Here is a 23,526-nt window from a genome sequence, read left to right on the forward strand (position 1 = left end):
GAAACAAGATAAAATTGAACCACGAACCAAAAACTAATTTAACTAATCTCACTCCAAATTTTAGAAGTTTTAGAAACCTCTAGATAGGTTTGTTTAATATTCGCATTTTCTGGTTTTGATAAGTTAGAATCTTCTTGTAATAATGAAATTGCAGTATTTCTAGCATGAACTAAAATTTTAGTGTCCTTTACAATATCAGCAATTTTTAGATTTAAAATACCACTTTGCTGCGTTCCCATTAAGTTTCCTGGTCCACGTAATTTTAAATCAACCTCAGCAATTTTAAATCCGTCAGAAGTTTCTACCATGGTTTTTAAACGTGTTTTACCTTCTTCGGATAATTTATAACTCGATAATAAAATACAATAACTTTGATCTGCACCCCTACCAACTCTGCCTCTTAATTGATGCAATTGACTTAAACCAAATCGCTCTGAACTCTCAATAATCATTACACTTGCATTTGGGACATTTACTCCAACTTCAATAACCGTAGTGGCTACCATAATTTGAGTTTCGCCTTTTACAAAACGTTGCATTTCAAATTCTTTATCCGCAGGTTTCATTTGTCCGTGAACAATACTTATTTGATATTTTGGATTTGGAAATTCGCGTGAAACACTTTCATAACCATCCATTAAATCTTTATAATCCATCGTTTCTGATTCCTGAATTAACGGATATACAATATATACTTGTCTACCTTTTGCAATTTCATCCTTCATAAATTTAAAAACAGACAATCGATTGCTATCAAATCGATGCACCGTTTTTACTTCTTTTCTTCCAGGAGGCAATTCATCGATTACAGAAATATCTAAATCGCCATATACAGACATTGCCAAGGTTCTAGGAATTGGTGTTGCCGTCATTACTAAAATGTGTGGTGGCGAAGTAACTTCAACCTTTTTAAAGGGAAGGTTTTTTAATTCTTGAGAAATTTTTTCGATTACATTTTCTATATTTTCAAGAACTTCTTCGCTTGTAAATCTGATAACTTTGTACCCAAATTCTTCAAAAATTTTATTTCTTATTACATCTGCTTCTTGCAGTTCTGTAGTACTGTCGTTTTCTGCATCAATTTCAACTAGTAAAGGTTTTGAAATACACGCAAAATCAACCGTAAATTCATCAATAATATGCTGTCTTCTAAATTTAAATTCTAATTTATTTGTTTTTAATTGCTCCCAAAGATTTTTTTCTGCTTGTACAGACTGATTTTTTCTTTCTTTTTGCAATTCTTTCAACAATTTATATACTAATGGATGCGCAGTTTCATAACGATTGCGTACTTCAATTCCCATTTCTTTAGCAATCGTTAAAACGGATCCTCCACCCTTAGACCATAATTTAGATCTTTGTGCAACTCCAAAGCGATGTTGCTCGTCAATAATTGCAACGCCTAAATTTTGGAATTGTACTTTATCTTCTAGCAAGGCATGCGTACCAATTAAAATATGTAATGTTCCGTTTTCTAAATTTTTATGAATTTCTCTTCGTTTTTTTATTTTTACAGAACCGGTTAATAAATCTACTTTAAGATTCGTGTTTTTTAAATACTCAGAAATTGCTTTAAAATGTTGTGACGCTAAAATTTCTGTAGGTGCCATTATAGTAGCTTGAAAGCCATTATCAATCCCTAAAAGCATAGTTAATAATGCAACAATGGTTTTTCCTGAGCCAACATCACCTTGCAAAAGTCGGTTCATGTGCGCACCAGAGCCCACATCTTTTCTTATTTCTTTAAGCACTCTTTTTTGAGCATTTGTTAAATCGAAAGGCAAGTGATTGTTATAAAAATCATTGAAATTATCGCTTACATTTTCAAAAACAAATCCTTTTATTTTAGTTTTGTTGATGAGTTTTTTGCGCAATAATTGCAACTGAATAAAAAATAATTCTTCAAATTTTAAACGGTATTCTGCTTTGGCTAAATTTTCTTGACTTTTAGGAAAATGCACATTTAAAAAAGCATCTCTTTTATGCATCAACTTAAAATCATCAATAATTTCTTGTGATAAACTTTCTTGAATTCCGTCGAAAAACTGTGTTAATAAATTCTGAATATACATTCGTATCAATTTATTAGAAACGCCAGAATTCGTTAATTTTTCTGTGGATGGGTAAACCGGTTGCATTTTAGATTGCAACTTTTTTTTGAATTCTGTAACCAATTCCATTTCTGGATGCGGAATGCTAAAATTACCATTATAATGATTCAGTTTTCCATAAACCACATACAGTTCATTTGGCTTCAGGGAATCTTTAATCCATTTATGGCCTTTAAACCAAACCAATTCCATAGTTCCTGTAGCATCCTGAAAAATTGCCACTAACCTACTCCCTCTTTTTTGTGCAACTGATTTAATACTGGTTATTTTACCAACAATTTGTACTTCGGATGAGTTTGGCTGCAAATCATTTATGGTGTAAAAAGCAGTTTTATCAATATATCTAAAAGGGAAAAAATTGAGCAAATCATTACACGATTTAATGCCCAATTCTGTGCACAAAAGCGCTGCTCTTTGTACACTAATTCCGTTTATATATGTAATTGGATAGCTTAAATTCAATTTGAAAAGATATAAAAAACGAAAATACAAAATACCTTTTATTTAATGTACCTTTGCAGACTATTATAATTAAAAAAATGAGATTACACAGAAACTTAACTTTTGCTGTTATAGACAGTATTCGAGATATATTTAACGAAGGTGTTTACGCAGATAAAGCCGTTGAAAAAGCCTTAAAAAGAGATAAACGTTGGGGCGCAAGAGACCGTAAATTTGTCGCTGAAACGATTTACGATATTGTTCGGTGGAATAGGTTATATGCAGAAATTGCCGAAGTAAAAGTCCCTTATGATCGAGATAATATTTGGAGGTTATTTTCTGTTTGGTGTATTTTAAGAGGAATTGCTTTACCAGATTGGAACCAAGTTGGTGATGTGCCAGAACGAAGAATTAAAGGACGTTTTGCTGAATTATCAAGAACCAGAAAATACAGAGAATCTATTCCTGATTGGATGGATGAGCTTTGTGTTTCTGAATTAGGCGAAGAAGTTTGGACAAAAGAAATTGCGGCTTTAAACGAGCAAGCAAAAGTAATTTTAAGAACAAATACCTTAAACATTTCTAAAGAAATTCTTCAAAAGAAATTAAAGGCAGAAGATATTAGTACCGAATTTGTTCCGAATCATCCAGATGCATTACTATTACCAGAAAGAGCAAATGTATTTAAATCAGAAGCTTTTCATAATGGTTTGTTTGAAGTGCAAGATGCTTCATCACAACTAGTTGCGGCATATTTAGATGTAAAACCAGGCATGAAAGTAATTGATACTTGTGCTGGCGCAGGTGGAAAAACTTTACATTTATCTGCTTTAATGGAAAATAAAGGGCAAATAATTGCCATGGATATTTACGAAAGTAAACTTAAAAAACTTAAAATTAGAGCTCGTAGAAATGGTGCTCATAATATAGACTTGCGTGTAATAGATTCTACAAAAGTAATTAAAAAATTACATGAAAAAGCAGACAGAGTTTTAATTGACGCTCCCTGTTCTGGTTTAGGCGTTATCCGTAGAAATCCAGATTCTAAATGGAAATTACAACCTGAGTTTATAGAAAATATAAAAAAAGTACAACAAGAAGTTTTACAACAATATTCTAAAATGGTAAAACCAGGCGGAAAAATGGTCTACGCAACCTGTTCTATTTTACCGTCAGAAAATCAAGAACAAGTTAAGACTTTCTTAACATCAGAATCCGGAAAAGATTTTACATTTGTATCAGATAAAAAAGTTTTAGCGCATGTTTCTGGTTTCGACGGATTTTACATGGCACTTTTGGAAAGAAAATAAAACCCTATATTTATTGCTGATATAGTGTAAAAATTGAAGAAAAAGGAAGTACCCTATTTTTTAATTACAAATAAAAAACATGATAAAAAAACTACTCTTTTTAATTGCAATGACTGTTTACACTGTTTCTTTTTCGCAAGAAATATATTATAGTGATGTAGATTTAACATTAACCGGAATTCAACTTAAAAATGCATTAGCTGCAAAAATAATAGCAACTCATACTGCCCTAGAATATACAAGTGGTGCACCAGATGTTTGGGATGCTACGAGAGCAACTGATGAAAACTCGACTAATACTAGTGAAGTTATTTTATTTTATGGTTGGGAAAGTGGAAATGATGGAGATATTACAAATGATCTTTCCAGAGACAAAAACTTGCAAGACAATGGAAGTGGAGAAGATTTTGTTTGGAACAGAGAACATGTTTTTCCTAAATCTTTGGCAAACCCAATATTAAACACAGATGAACCTGGGCCAGCGACAGATGCTCATCATTTAAGAGCAGCAGACAGAAGTCGTAATTCTGCAAGAAACAACAGAAAATACGGAAGAGGTACTGGGAATTCTGATTTTTCTACAGATACTTTTCCAGGTTTAAGTGGGGCAAATACAAATGCTTGGTATCCTGGAGATGATTGGAAAGGCGATGCTGCAAGAATGATTATGTATATGTATATGCATTACGGGGAGGTTTGTTTACCAACTGCAGTTGGTGTTGGAAGTAAGGAATTTACGCCTGATGAAATGATTGATTTATTTCTAGAATGGAATGTAGAAGATCCTGTTTCAGCTATTGAAATAGCGAGAAACAACTATCATGAAAACACTTCTAACAATGCTGCACAAGGAAGTAGAAATCCTTTTATAGACAACCCATATTTGGCAACAAGAATTTGGGGAGGAAACTCTGCAGAAGATCGATGGGGATTTTATACAAGTAGTGATACTGAAGCTCCTACGACTCCAACAAATGTAACATTAAGTAATATTGCTTTAACATCAATTGCTGTTTCGTGGACTGCTTCTACTGATAATGTTGACGTGTCTGGGTATAATATATATGTTAATGATGTTTTAACAGCACAAACTTCAAACTCAAGTACAAATACAACAATCTCTAACTTAAACACAAATACAACCTATAGTTTTACTGTGAGAGCAAGAGATATTATAAATAACCTTTCTACTGCGAGCACGCCTATAAACGGCACAACATTGCAAGATACAGAAGTACCAACTGTACCTGCTGATATTGTTATTAGCAATGCTTCAGATTCTTCTTTTAAAGTAAGTTGGTCTGCTTCTACTGATAATAATGCAGTTGCAGGTTATGACGTTTATGTAGATGGAAGTTTAAATGCTTCTACAACTGATCTTTTTTACACAGTTACAGCTCTTAGCTCTTCTACAACTTATGCTGTACAAATTTCAGCAAAAGATGTAGATACTAATATATCTGCTAAAAGTACAACTGTAAATGCAACAACGACAGATGGCACATCTAATGGTGTGACAGAGTTATTTATTTCTGAATATGTAGAACCTAGTACTCCTGGAGGTGGTAATAATAAAGCTATAGAAATTGTAAATCTATCAGCCTCTACAATAAGTTTAGCCGATTATTCAATTCAAAAATTTTCATCAACTGGTTGGTTATGGGTAGATGATTTTGACTTAGGAAACGGTAGTATTGTTCCAGGGGATGTATTTGTAATAGTAAATATAAATACAAGTAACTCGCATCTTTTAGCTGAAAAAGATTTATTTGGACCTCCAAGTAATTCTTCACCTCCATTTCAATATGGTTCTCCTATGAATTTTAATGGAGATGATCCTATAGGATTATTTAAAAATGGTATTTTAATAGATGTTATTGGTGATATTTCTAGTAGATCTAAACATATTGAAAATGTGACTTACAGAAGAAACAGAAATATTTCTGTTCCTAATACTACATTTACTGTAAGTGAATGGGATATTTTAGATGAAAATACTTTTGAAGGTATTGGAAGCCATACATCAACTTTAAGTACAAAAAATACTGATTTTCAAGCTTTTAAAATGTTTCCAAATCCAACAAATGGAGATAGGATTTATTTTAGTGTAACAGAAGCTGCAACTATTCAAATATACACTGTATTAGGCAAATTGATACAATCAGCAGAAGTTACAAAAAATAAAAATAGTATTGATATCTCAAAATTTACAACCGGAATGTATCTTTTAAAAATTAATTCTGGTAAGCAGTTTATTACCAAAAAATTAATTAAAAACTAAAAATCATATTTTAACAAAAAACGATTCATAATATTGAATCGTTTTTTTATTTGTAAAAAAAAATGAAAAAAACGCTACTTTTATTAACTTTATTTATTTCTTTAATTTCTTTTGGTCAATTAACAGTTCCTACTAACCTACAAGCCTATTATAATGGTGTAGATTTTAATAAAACGGGTACAAGTTTATTTGATGATTTAGCGGTTAAAACTATTGCTAAACACACCAAATACTTAAGCTATCAAGAAATATGGGATGTAAGTAAAATAACAGACGAAGATCCTTTAAACGTGAACAATGTTTTACTTATTTATGGATATGATGATAATGATGGAAATTATATTACAGACAGATCTAGAAGTAAAAATTTAAACGGTGGTACTCAAGGTTCAGATTGGAACAGAGAACATACATTTCCTAATTCTTTAGCAAATCCAAAACTTGAGACTTCAGGAATAAATTCGCCACCTTATTCAGAAGCACATAATTTAAGACCATCGGATGTAATAATGAACGGAAATAGAGGTAATTTAAAGTTTACATCAGGTTCTGGTAATGCAAGTGTTGTATCCGGTAACTGGTATCCTGGTGATGAATGGAAAGGAGATGCCGCTAGAATTATTATGTACATGTATATTAGGTATGGTAATCAATGTTTACCTTCTTTTGCATCTGTAGGCACAACAAATTCTATAGACCCTAACATGATTAACTTATTATTAGAATGGAATGCTCAAGATCCTGTTTCTACTATAGAAGACAACAGAAATAATTATCATGGAAATACTAGTAACACGTATGCACAAGGAAACAGAAATCCTTTTATAGATAATCCGTATTTAGCAACTGCTATTTGGGGAGGCTCACAAGCAAACAATAGATGGGGTAGTAATCCTGATGCAGATACAGAAGCACCAACAGTACCTACAAATATTATTGCCTCTAATATTACTGCAACAACTGTAGATTTAAATTGGACAGCATCTAATGATAATATTGGAGTTACTGCTTATAATATTTATGTAGATGGTAACTATTATATTTCTACAAATTCATCAGCAACTACTATAACTGTTGCTAATTTAGCATCAGAAACAACATACTCTTTCTCTGTTTTAGCTGCAGATTTAGCAAATAACACCTCTTCGTTAAGTACATCAATAAATGCAACAACATTAGAGGCATCTTCGGGTAGTGGAGATTCTTGTGTTTTTGAAACTTTTGAAACAATGCCAGACAATAGTGGTTCATATTCCGATAGAACTTGGACTGGGGTAAATAATATAGTATGGAATGCTACTAGAACAAGAACAGATCAAGTAATAAACGGAAGAGCCGTTGCTATAGATTTTAGAACAAATGAAGGCTCTATGACATCCTCTACGATTGCAAATGGTTTGGGTAGTTTAACGGCTTCCACACAAAGAGCATTTAGTGGTGGCACAGGTACAGTAGATATTTTAGTAAATGGTAATGTCGTTGGTACTTTACCTTATAATGAAACAATTCAAACAACAACAATTTCCAATATAAATATTACTGGAAATATAACTGTAAAAATAGCAAAATCTGCTTCTGGTGCAGACCGTGTAATTATAGACGATTTAAACTGGTCTTGTTATTCAACATTAAATATTAAAAATGAAAATTTAAAAAATATTAAAATGTATCCAAACCCTGTAAATGGGAATACGTTATCTATTTCTTCAACAGAAAAAACAGCTATTATTATTTATAATTTATTAGGCAAAGTTGTAAAAAAAGCAACAATAACTGCAGATAATAATCTAATTGATATTTCAAATTTAGCAAAAGGCATTTATATTGTAAAAATGAACATCAATAATGCAACTGCTTCTAAAAAATTAATTAAAAACTAATTTATTAAAAACATCTAAATATATAAAAGACTGTCTATCAAGGGCGGTCTTTTTTTTATATTTAAAACATCATGCCTAACTGCTTTATTTCTATATAAATAATTCATCAGAATTAAATTGAAAAAAGTAAATTTGCATTTTTAAAACAATACCCAAATAAACACAATAATGATTCATTTCTTTGGAAATATAGACAGTAAAGTATACGCTGTTCAAACCACAAAAAAATTAACTGTCACAACAATATCTAAATTGACTTGGCTATTTGCCAATCAACCTAAAATAGAAGAAGCATCATTAGATGCTTTTTTTGTTGGCCCAAGAGCAGCGATGATTACTCCTTGGAGTACAAATGCAGTTGAAATTACTCAGAATATGGGTATTAAAGATATTATCAGAATTGAAGAGTTTACAGCTGTTTCAGAAGATTTTTCTACTTTTGATCCAATGATTTCTGAGAAATTTAAAGGTTTACACCAAGAATCATTTACAATTGATAGTAGGCCAGAAGCAATTTTAAATATTGATGACATTGCTGCTTATAATGCAGAAGAAGGACTGTCTTTAAGTGATGAAGAAGTAGCCTATTTAGAAAGTGTTGCTTCTAAGATTGGAAGGAAATTAACAGATTCTGAAGTTTTTGGTTTTAGCCAAGTAAATTCAGAACACTGTCGTCATAAAATATTTAACGGAACTTTTGTGATTGATGAAGAAGAAATGCCAACTTCATTATTCAAGTTGATAAAAGAAACGGCCAAACAATTCCCAAACGATATAGTATCGGCATACAAAGACAATGTTGCTTTTGTAAAAGGTCCAAAAGTGGAGCAGTTTGCGCCAAAAACAGCAGACAAACCAGATTTTTATCAAACATCATATTTTGAATCGGTAATTTCATTAAAAGCAGAAACGCATAATTTCCCTACAACTGTTGAGCCTTTTAACGGAGCAGCAACAGGTTCTGGAGGAGAGATTAGAGATCGTTTGGCTGGAGGAAAAGGTTCTTTACCTTTAGCAGGAACGGCAGTTTATATGACTTCGTATTCTCGTTTAGAAGCTTCTATAGATACAGTGAAAAATACAAGATATTGGGAAAATAAATTTGAAGCTAGAGATTGGTTGTACCAAACTCCGATGGATATTTTAATAAAAGCATCAAATGGCGCGTCCGATTTTGGAAATAAATTTGGTCAACCTTTAATTACTGGTTCTGTTTTAACTTTTGAACACGAAGAAAATTCAGCTGTAAGTGCTTCTAAAGCTAGAAAACTAGGTTATGATAAAGTGATTATGCAAGCTGGTGGAATTGGATACGGAAAAGCAGACCAAGCTATAAAAGATACACCAAAAGAAGGTGATAAAATTGTAATTTTGGGTGGTGAAAATTACAGAATCGGAATGGGTGGCGCTGCTGTTTCATCTTCAGATACCGGAGAATTTGCATCCGGAATTGAATTAAACGCAGTGCAACGTTCTAATCCAGAAATGCAAAAACGTGCTGCAAACGCGATTCGCGGAATGGTAGAAAGTGAAGAAAACTTTATTGTTTCTATTCATGATCATGGAGCTGGCGGACATTTAAATTGTTTATCAGAATTGGTAGAAGATACTGGTGGTAAAATAAACTTAGATACATTGCCAATTGGTGACCCTACTTTATCAGCAAAAGAAATTATTGGTAACGAATCTCAAGAAAGAATGGGATTGGTAATTGCCGAAAAGCACATAGATACTTTACAAAAAATTGCAGATCGTGAGCGTTCGCCAATGTATACCGTTGGTGAAGTTACAGGAAATAATCGTTTTACTTTTGAGTCTAAATCTACCGGTGAAAAACCTATGGATTTAGCTTTAGAGGATATGTTTGGTTCTTCGCCAAAAACGATTATGACGGACAAAACTGTCATCAGAAATTATAAAAATCCGCGTTATAAAACGAAGAATTTAAAAATCTATTTAGAGCAAGTTTTGCAGTTAGAAGCGGTTGCTTGTAAAGATTGGTTAACGAATAAAGTAGACAGATGTGTTGGTGGTAAAGTTGCCAAACAACAATGTGTTGGTTCTTTGCAAATTCCGTTAAATAATGTTGGTGTGATGGCACTAGATTATAACGGAAAAGAAGGCGTTGCAACTTCAATTGGCCACGCTCCTATTGCGGGTTTAATTGACCCAGCCGCTGGAAGTAGAAATGCAATTACAGAATCATTAACAAACTTAATTTGGGCGCCTTTAAAAGACAATTTAAAAAGTGTTTCGCTGTCTGCAAATTGGATGTGGCCTTGTAAAAATGAAGGCGAAGATGCTCGTTTGTACAAAGCTGTAAAAGCAGTTTCAGAATTTGCAATTGATTTAGGAATCAATGTTCCTACAGGAAAAGATTCTTTATCAATGAAACAAAAATATGCAGATGATGAAGTAATTTCTCCTGGAACTGTTATTATTTCTGCAGCAGGAAATTGTACTGAAATTTCTAAAGTGATTGAACCTGTTTTACAAATTGATGGTGGTAGCATCTACTATATTAATATTTCTCAGGATGAGTTTAAATTAGGAGGAAGTTCTTTCCATCAAGTTTTAAATGCGATTGGAAATGAAGCTCCGGATGTTAAAAATAGTGCTTTTGTAAAAAACACGTTTAACACAATTCAGGATTTAATTAAAGCGGATAAAATTGTTTCTGGTCATGATGTGGCTTCTGGTGGATTAATTACAACGCTATTAGAAATGTGTTTCGCTGAAGTGAATTTAGGGGCAGATTTTACTATTTCTGCTTTAAATGAAGAAGATATAATAAAAGTATTATTTGCAGAAAATTCAGGAATTGTTTTTCAGGCGGATACATCGGTAGAAACTATTTTATCAGAAAATAATATTGAATTTTTAATATTGGAAAAGCAAACAATTCAGGAAAAGTAAACATCAAGAATAATGAAGATGCGTTCTCTTTTGATGTTGCTGAAATGAGAGATGTTTGGTATAAAACTTCTTTTTTACTAGATCAAAAACAGACTGCAAATGGTTTGGCACAAGACCGATTTGACAATTATAAAAATCAGCCGTTAAACTATAAATTTCCAGAAAGTTTTACAGGGAAACTTCCTGTAATTGGAAAAGATAAACCAAAAGCTGCCATTATCAGAGAAAAAGGTTCTAACTCAGAGCGTGAAATGGCCAATGCGATGTATTTGGCGGGTTTTGACGTGAAAGATGTACACATGACCGATTTAATTTCTGGTCGTGAAACCTTAGAGGACATTCAATTTATTGGTGCAGTTGGTGGTTTTTCTAACTCGGATGTTTTAGGTTCGGCTAAAGGTTGGGCTGGCGCATTTTTATACAATGCAAAAGCTAAAAAAGCCTTAAAAAACTTCTTTAAAAGAGAAGATACATTGTCCGTTGGAATTTGTAATGGAGCGCAGTTATGGATGGAATTAGATTTGATAAATCCAGACCATAAAGTACACGGAAAATTAGTTCACAACGATTCTCATAAACACGAGAGTTCTTTTACATCTGTAAAAATTCAAGAAAACAATTCTGTAATGTTAGCTAGTTTAGCAGGCACTGAATTAGGAGTTTGGATTTCGCACGGAGAAGGAAAATTCAATTTACCAGAAGTGGAAGAAAACTACCATATTGTTGCAAAATACGGTTATGAAAGCTATCCTAACAATCCAAATGGCTCTGATTTTAACACCGCAATCTTATGTGATAAAACAGGAAGACATTTAGTTACGATGCCACATATTGAGCGTTCTACTTTTCAATGGAATTGGGCAAACTATCCAAAAGGAAGAAAAGACGAAGTTTCACCTTGGTTAGAAGCTTTTGTAAATGCGAGACTTTGGATTGAAAAGCATTCATAAAAAGAAAACAAAAACAAAAACATAAACATAAACATAAAAAAGCTATCCGTATTGGGTGGCTTTTTTTATTTAAAACTCCTTATAAAACAAAAATCACCAAGGTTTGACAACTTTAGCTATAACAATTGTTAAATCAGGACTAGCGACAACAATTTATTTTAAGAGCATTTTAAAATATGCCCTATATCCTAACTCAAAAATTATGATACTTTTACATTTATAAAAACACCCATGTTATCAATGAAAACAACATCATATATCAATGCAGTCGTATTCTTTTTCAGTACGTTTATTGGTCACTCTCAATTAGTAACAGTGCAAAATAAAACTACCTATCCATTTTGGATTCAAATATCAAAAGCACAAGAAAATGAAAAACAACCTCTGTTATTGTTTTTGCACGGTAAAAGCCTCTCAGGAAATGATTTAAACAAAGTAAAGCGTTATGGAGTATTAGGAGCAATAGAAAAAGGCAGAAAGATACCAGCTATAGTTGTAGCGCCGCAATTAGCAAGTGGTAGTTGGAATCCTGATAAAGTATTAGAATTGATTGACTATCTAAAACAACACTACCCTATCGATTCGCAACGTATTTATTTGTGTGGTATGAGTTTAGGCGCATATGGCACTTTACATTTTGCTGGAAAATATCCTGATAAATTGACAGCAGCTGTAGCTATTTGTGGTGGAGGAAACGAAAAAGATGGTTGTAGATTGGCTACTGTTCCACTTTGGATTCAACATGGTGATGCTGATTATATTGTGCCACTTAAAGAATCGCAAAAAATATACGATGCTGTTAAAAAATGCGAACCCAATGCCGACGTTACGCTTACCGTTATTAAAGGCGGTAATCATGGCAATGTAGAACGTTTATTTCATGAAGATGCCTTATATGATTGGTTGTTTACCCAAGTAAAAAAAACAATCAATACCGAAACCACAAAATAGCAAACCACTTTCTATCTAGCTTACTATATCTAGAATTGAAATATGTAAACGCCCATTAAATCGTCATTTAGTAGCCATGCCAGATATTGAATATTCTACGTTTCAATGGAATTGGGTAGATTACCCTGCAGGAAGAAAAGATGTAGTTTCGCCTTGGTTAGAAGCTTTTGTAAATACTAGAATTTGGATTGAGAAAAATAATAACAAAATTTAGTACTAAAAAAATCAGCTTTTAGAAAATTCTAAAAGCTTATTTTTTTTTGCGTTAGGGATGGAAGCTTTGTTTGAGCTCTTTTTATTTTTTTTTAAAAGCGAGTGCGGAAAGCCCGTTTAAACGCCCAAATAATTATTAAATTATTGCACTTTTCTTATAGTAGATTCACCAATAACAATTCCTTTTTTTAATATGGCATCCCCTTTGTAAAGTACCGTTACTTCGCCATAAGAAGTTACTTTAAATTTTTTAGAAACATTCAATTTAAAAATTCCGTCTCCATAAGCGGTTAGTTTCGTTTCATCTGTAATAACATCCGAAGCCATTACTTTACTTGCACCGTAAGCTGTTATTTTTTGTTTATTAATGCTTCCGTTATCCATTTTTAGAAAACTCTCACCATAAATAGAAACCGATAAATTATCCACTTCAATGGTGTTAATGGTCACTTCTGATTTTCCATAAATCAACAATTTACAATCGTCTTGAATTAAAGGAGTTTGAAATGTAATTTTCTCTTCTCCTCTTAAAGAAAAAGTATTTACATCAACATAAGTAATAATTACTTTAACTACTCTACCATTGTATAAAGGAACTTTCGTTTCAAAATCTCTAACAACTATCTTTTTACTTTTAGTATACGTTTTAGCACCTTCCAAATAAACTTGAAGTGTTCCTTTGTTTAATTCGTACGTAAACTTTTCGACAGGTACAGAAATATCGACAATTTCAATGCTAGCCGTATTTCCTTTTTTAAAAATCGCTTCTATATGCGGACTTACAATGATTTTGTTAAAACTGGTTTCTAGTTTAATTGTTTCTTGTGCGTTTAAATTACCATTCAAAAATAGTAAAGAAGTCAAGAGAGTAATCAATTTAATTTTCATTATATCTATTTTAAAATTAGTTTTTATGAGGACTGTTTAGTTTTAAAAGATTGTTTAACTACATGAAAGACAACCTATTTTTTAATTTGTGACATTTTTTAAAACTTTATGTATACTTTAAATATAGTATTAAAACAACGTGTTTATTGAAAGATTGTAAACCTAGCATTTTATTCGTCAGAATTATTAGCTATTAAAGCCATGTTTTAAAAATAAATCTGATATAATTCAACGTTAAGAAAATAATAATAATAATAATAATAATAGTAACTTTTACTCTAAACTTTAAAAAAATCATTATCATTAACTAAACCACTATGGACTTGAAGTCCATAGGTTTTTAAATCTGACTGATGTCAGGTGTATGGAATCTAGATTGCCTACTCAAGGATAAAATCGATCGTATCATTGTCTGATTTACGATGATGTTCTAAATATTCATTTACCATTTTATCCGCAATATTGCCTGCAATCCAGCATCCAAATCCGTTTTCCAAAAATGTCTGCCCCAATATTGTTACTTTAACAATTTAAATTCTTGTTGAATTTTTCGAGATATTCTTCCTTCTAACTTCTTAACAATACTACTGATATCTTGTTATGGACGATATTCAATGTGCATATGAATATGATCTTTTGAGACAAATTCTTTCATTATAACTATATCTTCTGAATAACAAATTTGTATTCATAACTGTTAACTTTCTACAGCGCTGTTAAATATCTCCAACCAAAACTTTATGTCTATACTTGTTGATCCATAAAATATGAACTGTTAATCTTGAAACGGTATCACCTTTAGTTCTTTGATTTCCCATTCAACAAAGATAAAAGTTTTTAGAAGCTAAAACGAAATGCACTAAAGGGCATAGTTGTAACTATTTTTGTGACCAATAAAATCATACGATTATTTTTTATCGGACAATAATGATAAAAATTATAATAATGTTATTTAATTTTATGGATTATTAATTATTACTTTAGTTTTTGGGAAACAGATAACTAATAAACCCAAAAAGCTTATTATCTAAATCTGCTCTTTTCTTGTTTAAAAATGTCACAAACTCTTTTCATTCTTGTCCTTATATAAAATAACTTAAAATATCCGAAATGAAAATTAAAAACACTTTTATAGTTTGCTTTCTTTTAACAACAACTTTTTCTTTTGCACAAAAGACAGTGGAAGCTGCAGAGATCTTAAAAGATATAAAGAATGGCAAATCAATTTCTTATCAAAATGCAACCATTGTCGGGGTTTTAGATTTAACGTATATGGATGAAGCACTAAAAAAAATACCAAATAAAAAGAAAAGCAGCTGGTGGGGCGGTGGAAACTCTACAAACGAAATAAAAAAAATAATCGAAGTAAAAATATCTTTTGTAAACTGCACTTTTAAAGAGGATGTATTGGCCTATATACCAGATGAAGATTCTGGCTACACCTTTATCGCAAACTTTGAAGAAGAGGTAATTTTTAAAAATTGTGTTTTCGAAAGAAAAGCAATGTTCAAATATTCTCGTTTTGAAAGAAATTCAAATTTTTATGGTACTTCTTTTACTGATGATAGTACTTTTAAATATGCGAAATTTGAAAGTGATATTAATTTTATAAACACCAAATTTGATGAAATTGCAACTTTTAAATATGCTAAATTTAGTAGAAATGTAAGTTTCTCTGGTTCCGATTTTAAAGATTCTGCAATATTTAAATACACAAAATTTAATAACGGCGTTTCCTTTAAAAACACCCAATTTAAAAAGGATTTAAATATTAAATACATGAATGTTTCTGGTGATTTTAATATTACAAATATGAAAGTTGAGTATGAAATAGATTTTAAATACACAAAAATTAATGGAAAAAGCTTCGATAAATATTTATTAGAGAAAAGATAACAGTAGTAAAATTATTTTTCTAAAAAGGTTGATAAATTTGTCAACCTTTTTTTATAATTAAATAATTTAGTAACTTGTACTAAATTAAACCAAACCTATGTCTAACAATATTTCTCGTATTTTTGACTTTGCTTATCATCAATTAGAAAATTTTCCACAGGAAAAATGTTTTAACTTCAAGAAAAATAATAACTGGCAAAGTATTTCTACAGAGAAATTTATTTCGGAAGCCAATAAAGTAAGTAATTCTCTATTGGCTTTAGGTGTTCAACCAAACGATAAAATTGCAGTAATTACGGATAGCAATAATCCAAATTGGCATATTTTAGATATTGGTATTTTACAAATTGGCGCGCAAAATGTGCCTTTATATGCAACACTATCAGAAAAAGATAATGAGTATATTTTAAATCATTCGGATGCAAAGTATTGTTTTGTTTCTGATGATAATTTGTATCAAAAAGTAAAATCCGTAGCAAGTAAAACACAATTACAAAATGTTTTTTCTTTGGATGAAATTCATACAGATTATAGCTGGAGTTCATTTCTAAAAATTGGCGAGAATGAAGACCGCCAATCAAAAATAACAGCTTTAAAAAATGCTGTAAAACCCGAAGATTTAGCAACTATAATTTACACTTCTGGCACAACAGGAATTCCGAAAGGTGTTATGCTATCTCATAAAAACATTGTTTTTACCGTATTTAAAACAGCTCAAAAAATAGATTTAAAAAGCGGTGCCAATAGAATTATTAGTTATTTGCCTATTTGTCATATTTTTGAGAGAAGCGCCTCTTATTACTATCTATATATGGGTTTCGAAATTTATTTTGCAGAAAGTATTGACAAACTTGGTGATACTATACAAGAAGTAAAACCTCATTATTTAGCAGTTGTACCAAGATTATTAGAAAAGATGTTTGATAAAATTGTAACAAAAGGCAGCAATTTAAGAGGCATAAAAAAACTATTATTCTTTTGGGCATTGTCGGTTGGTGAAAAATATGAGCCTTACAATAAAAATGGATCTTTTTATAACTTTAAATTAAATATTGCCAGAAAACTCATTTTTATAAAATGGCAAGAAGCTTTGGGCGGTAATTTACAATTTATGATTTCTGGAAGTGCGCCTCTTCAACAGCGTTTAATAAGAGTTTTTACAGCGGCAGGAATTGCTGTGTTTGAAGGTTATGGAATGACAGAATCGTCACCTGGAGGATCTGTAAATGATCTTAGAAATAATGGTTTAAAAATTGGTACCGTTGGCAAACCTTTAGAAGGTATTGAAATTAAAATTGCTGAGGATGGAGAAATTTTAATGAAAGGAGACAATATAATGCTAGGTTATTATAAAAATAAAGAGATGACCAATAAAACCATCATCAATGGATATTTGCACACCGGTGATATTGGCCAAATTGATCCAGAAGGTTTCTTAAAAATTACAGATAGAAAAAAAGAAATATTTAAAACTTCCGGCGGCAAATACATTGCTCCTACTGCCTTAGAAAGTGCCTTAAAACAATCTCGTTTTATAGAACAAGTAATGGTTATTGGAGAAAGTGAAAAAATGCCAGCAGCTTTTATTCAGCTAAATTTTGAGTTTATTAAAGAATGGGCAGAACGACATCAACATATAATTACAGATATTACTTCTGATGAAAAACTAATTAATCGGGTTCAAAAAGAAGTCGATTTTCATAATCAAAAATTTGGAAAATGGGAACAAATTAAAAAGTTTGAAATTACACCTGACGAATGGTCAATAGAATCTGGGCACTTAACTCCTACAATGAAAATGAAAAGAAACGTAATCAAAGAAAAATACAAAAATTTATATCAAAAAATATATAATTCCTAAAATATAAAGTCTTTTAATAAGTATTTGTAAAATACAAGTAAATTTATTACTTTGGCATTTACAAATTAGAAAAAACCTTATGTCAATAGAAATTACTAGATTATTTGATTTTCCGTATTATCAATTAGAAACTTACAATCTTAAAAAAGCATTTTCAACAAAATATAACGGAAAATGGGAATCTATTTCTTCACAAGAATATGTGGATAAATCGAATCAACTTAGTAGAGGGTTACTAAAACTAGGCATCAAACCTAATGATAAAATTGCAATTATTTCAACTTCAAATAGAACTGAATGGAATATTTGTGATATTGGTATTTTGCAAACTGGCGCACAAACGGTGCCTATTTATCCAACTATATGTAAAGAAGATTATGAGTATGTTTTAAATCATTCTGAAGCTACGTATTGTTTTGTTTCTGATACTTTAATTCTAGATAAATTAAATCAAATTAAAGATAACACAAAGTTAATAGGTGTTTTTACTTTTGATGATATAAAAGAAGAAAAAAGTTGGAAAGACGTTTTAGCTTTGGGAGAGGATAAAAGCAATCAGCATGAAGTTGAAGCAAGAAAAGATGCTGTAAAACCTGAAGATTTAGCTACATTAATTTATACCTCTGGTACAACTGGAAGACCGAAGGGCGTAATGCTTAGCCATAACAATATTGTTTCTAATGTTTTATCTTCTAAAAAACGAGTTCCTTTAGATTACGGGAATTCTAAATCTTTAAGTTTTTTACCCGTTTGTCATATTTTTGAACGTATGATTTTATATTTATATCAATATTGTGGTGTAGATATTTATTATGCAGAATCCCTTGAAAAATTAACAGAAAACGCACAAGAAATAAAACCAGAAGTGATGACTGCCGTTCCTAGATTGTATGAAAAAATCTATGATAAAATTGTTTTAAAAGGCGAAGATTTAACAGGAATTAAAAAGAAATTATTTTTTTGGGCTTTAAATCTAGGTCTAAAATACGAACCTTATGGTGCAAACGGATGGTGGTATGAAAAACAATTGGGTATTGCACGTAAACTTATTTTTTCTAAATGGCAGGCTGCTTTAGGAGGTGAGCTAAAATTAATGGTTTCTGGAAGTGCGGCTTTACAACCAAGATTAACACGTGTGTTTGCCGCTGCGGGAATGCCAATTATGGAGGGCTATGGCTTAACAGAAACTTCCCCTGTAATTACTGTAAACGATGTTAACAATGGAGGTTTTAGAGTTGGTACAGTTGGTAAAGTTATTGAACAGGTAGAAGTAAAAATTGAAGCAAGTGGTGAAATTTTAGTAAAAGGACCAAATATAATGCTAGGATATTATAAAGATCCAGAAAAAACAGCAGAAGCTATTAAAGACGGATATTTTTATACAGGTGATAAAGGAGAGTTTGACAAAGATGGTTTCTTAAAAATTACAGGTAGAACTAAAGAAATGTTCAAAACTTCTGGAGGTAAATATGTAATTCCGCCTTTATTAGAAGGTGAATTAAAACAATCATTGTTTATCGAGCAAGTAATGGTTATTGGTGAAAATGAGAAAATGCCAGCAGCTATTATTCAGCCAAATTTCGAGTTTTTAAAGGGCTGGGCTAAAGAACATAGTATCTCTTTTACTTCTAATGATGAGTTAATTAAAAACCCGAAAGTTCTTCAAAAAATACAAGATGCCGTAGATATTTGTAATTCAAATTTCGGGAAATGGGAACAAATAAAATGTTTTGAGTTAACACCCGATGAATGGACATTAGATGCTGGGCATTTAACCCCAACAATGAAAATGAAACGTGAAGTAATTCTAAAAATGTATCAATCTCTACATGATAAAATTTATAGATAACTTAATTATAATTCAACTCCCTCTTATGGGAGTTTTTTTTGATAAAATAAATTTAAATTCTTTAAACTCGCAATAAAAAAAAATATTCTTGCTACTTGATGGTATACAAAAGGGTTGATTTCTCAACAGTATTACAATTATTCCCTATGAAAAAGATAATTGAATTTATTTATTACTTTATTTCAGAAGTAGAACCATCAGAAGAGGTTATATCAAATATTCTTTTAACAGCACCGTAAATACAACACTTCAAAAAATATTACAGAGTGTTTGTATTTTCATAACAAGGTTTTTTCCAATTGCTTGAAGGTAAAGAAGAAGTTTACAATTTATACAACAAAATTAAAAAAAAAGACACTCTAATATTACGGCAGTCTTTGAAGAGGAGATAAAAGAACACAAGCTTCATCCATGGAGTGTGTCATTTTATAAATTTGATAACAGGAATCAATTTATAAAGAATATTGACTTCCTTTTAAGTAGTAAAGATAAACAAACAAAAGCTGAAAATATCTTTTGAAACCTAACGAAACTAATTTTACTTACATAAAAAATATTAATCATTTTTTGTTAAATTAATACCCTGACTACCAGTTTTTTGAATTTTTTCTTTAAAAATAGAACACAAAGACTTCTTAAATTTTCAATTAATTGTAAAACCACTAATTATGATTATTGAATCACCTATGGCTTTTTCATTAAATATACTTGACTTTTTATAAATGAAGCTAACTAATTTATTAGGCTAAGTTCTAATGTTACACTCATTATGGAAGAAGAAATCAAAGAAAGATGGGTTCCTAATTAAAGTATGGCTTTTCAGGAACTGAATAGTACTGAAGCCGAAGTGAATCTATTTATTAAAAATATTGATTTCATTTCAACAAACAAACAAACAAACAAACAAACAAACAAACAAATAAACGCGATGAACATATTTTAGAGTATGGCAAAACAAATTGTTGTTAAATAAATGAAAATTACTTTTAAATATATTTTCAATCTTATTGATGTAAATTTAAAAAGCATTAAATAAACACTTCATCAAACTACCCTATTTTTTAGAACGGATAACGATTCTTTTTATGAAATTTCGAGCTTTCTTAAATAGGTATTTATTGGTAGATTGTATCCTTCGCTAAAATTTAGAGCACTATTAATTATGGTAAAATAGGGCGAGGTAAAATTAAACATAGTGCACTTATACCTTATGGATGCAACAATTATCCTGATTAAAAGCATCACTGTACAATTTTGGAATTTTTCGAAGTAACTAACAGTTTGATTGATGAATTTTACCAAAATTAGCAACAACAAAAAAATATTTTAATGTAAGATTTTAAATAATAATTCTTTTAAAATATCTTCTTGGGTTTGATTTGCTCCTACACCTTTACTCTTTACATCTGCATCTCGTAAAAAAGCAATTACTTGTGCAACTTTACGCATTGGATAATTTCTGCCAGCTAAAAAGTATTCATCTACAAAATAAGGATTTACGCCCAAAGCTCTCGCCACTGAGCTTTTAGATTTATCTTGTAAACCATGAAAAAGCAAGAGCTGTGTAAAAAAATTATTCAATAAAGAAATGGTCATCACTGTTGGATTATTCTTCGGATTTTCAGAAAAATAATTAATAATTCTATTCGCTTTTAAAATGTTCTTCTCTCCCACTGCTTTGCGCAATTCGAAATTATTAAAATCTTTAGAAATACCAATATTATCTTCAATATGTTTATCATTAATAACCGTTTCTTTTGGTAGAATGATCATTAATTTATCTAACTCGTTCGATATTTTGCTTAAATCAGTTCCTAAAAACTCCACCAACATTTGTGAAGCTTTTGGCTCAATCTGATATTTTTTTCCACTTAAAACCCTGCGTATCCAATCAGAAACCTGATTTTCATACAACTTTTTACTTTCATAAATTAAACCAAATTTTGCAATAGCTTTATGCAATTTTTTACGTTTATCTAGCTTTTTGTATTTGTAATTTAAAACCAAAACCGTTGTTGGTTGCGGATTTTCTGCATACGAAACTAATTTTTCTATATTTTTACTTAAATCTTGTGCTTCTTTTACAATTAGAACCTGTCTTTCGGCCATCATAGGATAGCGTTTTGCCGCAGATACAATATCCTCGATCGTGGAATCTCTTCCATACATTACTTGCTGATTAAAGCCTTTCTCTGCTTCATCCAAAATATTTTTTTCAATATAATCAGAAATCTTATCTATATAATAAGGCTCGTCACCCATTAAAAAATAGATAGGTTTTATGTTACCGTTTTTAATATCTGAAACAATGTTTCTTATCTCGTTCATTTTCTTACTTTTGATTGATGATAAAACTCAATCTGCCAAATTATAATTTTAAGCTCAAAAGTAAAGAAAATAAGACGCTTATTTTTGATAAATTGAGAAAAAAATATATGGTTTTAACTCCGGAAGAATGGGTTCGTCAGCATTTTGTGCATTTTTTGATTGATAAAAAAAACTATCCAACTTCATTAATTGCTTTAGAAAAGCAATTAACTATTAATAATCGCAAAAAAAGAACCGATATTTTGGTTTTTAACACTGAAGGTACTCCAGAAATTATTGTGGAATGTAAAGCGCCATCAATCAAAATTACACAAGACACTTTTGATCAAATTGCACGTTATAATTTAAAATTAAAAGCTAATTTCTTAATTGTAACTAATGGTTTAGACCATTTTTATTGCAAAATGGATTTTGAAAATGAAACCTATATTTTTTTAAAAGAAATTCCTGATTATAAATAAATTCTATAATTACAATAAGTTAAAACCCAGTTTATCTGCATATCAGTGTCAAAACTGTTTTAAATAGAACAGTTTACCATCATCCTAAAAAGGATAAGATAAAAATTAATTTCCAGCTTTTTATTAGGATAAATTTATAAGTAAACTAATTTTTAAAATGTAAGTTTGCAACCTTGAAAACAGCAATTGTTATATTAAATTGGAATGGAAAAAAATTGTTAGAACAGTTTTTACCCTCTATCGTAAAATTTAGCTCAGATGAAGCTGAAATTTATGTGGCTGATAACGCCTCAGAAGACACTTCTATCTCTTATATACAACATCATTTTCCTTCTGTAAAGATTGTTAAAAATACAGAAAATGGTGGTTATGCAAAAGGCTATAATGATGCTTTGCAAAAAATTAATGCAGACATTTATTGTTTAATAAATTCTGATGTTGAAGTTACACAAAACTGGCTCAACCCTATTTTATCTGTTTTTAATACTGATGAAAATACAGCAATTATTCAACCAAAAATTTTATCTTTTAAAGACAAAACAAATTTCGAATATGCAGGAGCTGCTGGAGGTTTTATAGATTTATATGGCTATCCTTATTGCAGAGGTCGAGTTTTTAATGATATAGAAAAAGACAGAAATCAGTTTAATGATATTTCAGAAATATTTTGGGCATCTGGTGCTTGTTTTTTTATTCGCTCTAAAGTGTATCATCAATTAAATGGTTTTGATGAGGATTATTTTGCACATCAAGAAGAAATTGATTTGTGCTGGAGAACTCAAAATATTGGTTATCGAGTAAAATATGTAGGAAATTCAACAGTCTTTCATGTTGGTGGTGCTACGTTAAAAGAAACTGATCCGCAAAAAACATTTTTAAATTTTAGAAATAGTTTGTTAAATGTGGTAAAAAATGTGCCTAAAAAATGGTTTCTTTTTGTGGTTTTTTCGCGTTTACTTTTAGACGGAATTGCCGGATTAAAATTTATGTTAGAACTAAGACCCATACATTCGTTAGCAATCTTAAAAGCACATTTTAGTTTTTATACAAACTTTTATAAGTTCTTAAAAAAACGAAAAGTATTACAGAAAAAACCTCATTATAATTTACACACAAGCATTGTTTGGCAGTATTTTATTTTGGGTAGAAAAAAGTTTAAAGATTTAAAATAAAAAAAATACTTTAAACTG

General features: G+C 30.7%; 13 protein-coding genes and 2 pseudogenes. 11 read left to right on the forward strand and 4 right to left on the reverse strand.

The features are described from left to right. Positions 1-38: 38 nt before the first annotated feature. Positions 39-2,573 carry a DUF559 domain-containing protein gene (locus BST83_RS08415; RefSeq protein WP_104809402.1) on the reverse strand — a complete coding sequence of 845 codons (2,535 nt, stop codon included), beginning with the start codon at positions 2,571-2,573 and terminating at the stop codon, positions 39-41. Between the two features lie 77 nt (positions 2,574-2,650). Here BST83_RS08415 and BST83_RS08420 point away from each other — a divergent pair, with 77 nt between their 5' ends. The 6 genes and pseudogenes from BST83_RS08420 to BST83_RS19605 all read left to right on the forward strand — a co-directional run bounded on the left by BST83_RS08420 (position 2,651) and on the right by BST83_RS19605 (position 13,054). Then, positions 2,651-3,862, forward strand: coding sequence for an RsmB/NOP family class I SAM-dependent RNA methyltransferase (locus BST83_RS08420; protein ID WP_104809403.1), 1,212 nt, complete (start codon positions 2,651-2,653; stop codon positions 3,860-3,862). Positions 3,863-3,941: 79 nt separating this feature from the next. Next, positions 3,942-6,143 (forward strand): endonuclease, encoded by a 2,202-nt coding sequence (locus BST83_RS08425; protein ID WP_104809404.1) that lies wholly within the window; start codon positions 3,942-3,944, stop codon positions 6,141-6,143. Positions 6,144-6,205: 62 nt separating this feature from the next. Further along, positions 6,206-8,023, forward strand: coding sequence for an endonuclease (locus tag BST83_RS08430; protein ID WP_104809405.1), 1,818 nt, complete (start codon positions 6,206-6,208; stop codon positions 8,021-8,023). A 168-nt stretch (positions 8,024-8,191) separates the two neighbouring features. Continuing rightward, positions 8,192-11,889: pseudogene (purL, locus tag BST83_RS08435) on the forward strand (phosphoribosylformylglycinamidine synthase). A 240-nt stretch (positions 11,890-12,129) separates the two neighbouring features. Beyond that, the gene (locus BST83_RS08440; RefSeq protein WP_104809406.1) at positions 12,130-12,840 is read left to right on the forward strand and encodes a carboxylesterase family protein; all 711 of its coding nucleotides are present in this window, start codon (positions 12,130-12,132) and stop codon (positions 12,838-12,840) included. A 76-nt stretch (positions 12,841-12,916) separates the two neighbouring features. Further along, positions 12,917-13,054 (forward strand): hypothetical protein, encoded by a 138-nt coding sequence (locus tag BST83_RS19605; RefSeq protein WP_146092134.1) that lies wholly within the window; start codon positions 12,917-12,919, stop codon positions 13,052-13,054. A 140-nt stretch (positions 13,055-13,194) separates the two neighbouring features. On the opposite strand, the gene BST83_RS08445 is transcribed toward BST83_RS19605, so the two are convergent. Both BST83_RS08445 and tnpA read right to left on the reverse strand, forming a co-directional pair. Then, positions 13,195-13,941, reverse strand: coding sequence for a GIN domain-containing protein (locus tag BST83_RS08445; RefSeq protein ID WP_104809407.1), 747 nt, complete (start codon positions 13,939-13,941; stop codon positions 13,195-13,197). A 380-nt stretch (positions 13,942-14,321) separates the two neighbouring features. Continuing rightward, a pseudogene (tnpA, locus tag BST83_RS08450) lies at positions 14,322-14,759 on the reverse strand (IS200/IS605 family transposase). 292 nt (positions 14,760-15,051) lie between these two features. Between tnpA and BST83_RS08455 the strand changes: the two are divergent. The 3 genes from BST83_RS08455 to BST83_RS08465 all read left to right on the forward strand — a co-directional run bounded on the left by BST83_RS08455 (position 15,052) and on the right by BST83_RS08465 (position 19,547). Beyond that, the gene (locus tag BST83_RS08455) at positions 15,052-15,837 is read left to right on the forward strand and encodes a pentapeptide repeat-containing protein (RefSeq protein ID WP_104809408.1); all 786 of its coding nucleotides are present in this window, start codon (positions 15,052-15,054) and stop codon (positions 15,835-15,837) included. A gap of 97 nt (positions 15,838-15,934) precedes the next feature. Next, on the forward strand, positions 15,935-17,698 hold the full coding sequence (locus BST83_RS08460; RefSeq protein WP_104809409.1) for an AMP-dependent synthetase/ligase: 1,764 nt from the start codon (positions 15,935-15,937) through the stop codon (positions 17,696-17,698). A gap of 79 nt (positions 17,699-17,777) precedes the next feature. Next, positions 17,778-19,547, forward strand: a complete 1,770-nt coding sequence (locus BST83_RS08465) for an AMP-dependent synthetase/ligase (RefSeq protein ID WP_104809410.1) — start codon at positions 17,778-17,780, stop codon at positions 19,545-19,547. 1,326 nt (positions 19,548-20,873) lie between these two features. Here BST83_RS08465 and holA read toward each other — a convergent pair. Then, the gene (gene holA, locus BST83_RS08470) at positions 20,874-21,875 is read right to left on the reverse strand and encodes a DNA polymerase III subunit delta (RefSeq protein WP_104809411.1); all 1,002 of its coding nucleotides are present in this window, start codon (positions 21,873-21,875) and stop codon (positions 20,874-20,876) included. A 17-nt stretch (positions 21,876-21,892) separates the two neighbouring features. Between holA and BST83_RS08475 the strand changes: the two genes are divergently transcribed. Both BST83_RS08475 and BST83_RS08480 read left to right on the forward strand, forming a co-directional pair. Beyond that, positions 21,893-22,336 carry a type I restriction enzyme HsdR N-terminal domain-containing protein gene (locus tag BST83_RS08475; protein WP_104809412.1) on the forward strand — a complete coding sequence of 148 codons (444 nt, stop codon included), beginning with the start codon at positions 21,893-21,895 and terminating at the stop codon, positions 22,334-22,336. Between the two features lie 173 nt (positions 22,337-22,509). Next, positions 22,510-23,508 carry a glycosyltransferase family 2 protein gene (locus BST83_RS08480; RefSeq protein WP_104809413.1) on the forward strand — a complete coding sequence of 333 codons (999 nt, stop codon included), beginning with the start codon at positions 22,510-22,512 and terminating at the stop codon, positions 23,506-23,508. The last annotated feature ends 18 nt before the right edge of the window (positions 23,509-23,526 follow it).

The organism is Polaribacter filamentus (genome assembly GCF_002943715.1).
Lineage (GTDB): Bacteria > Bacteroidota > Bacteroidia > Flavobacteriales > Flavobacteriaceae > Polaribacter > Polaribacter filamentus.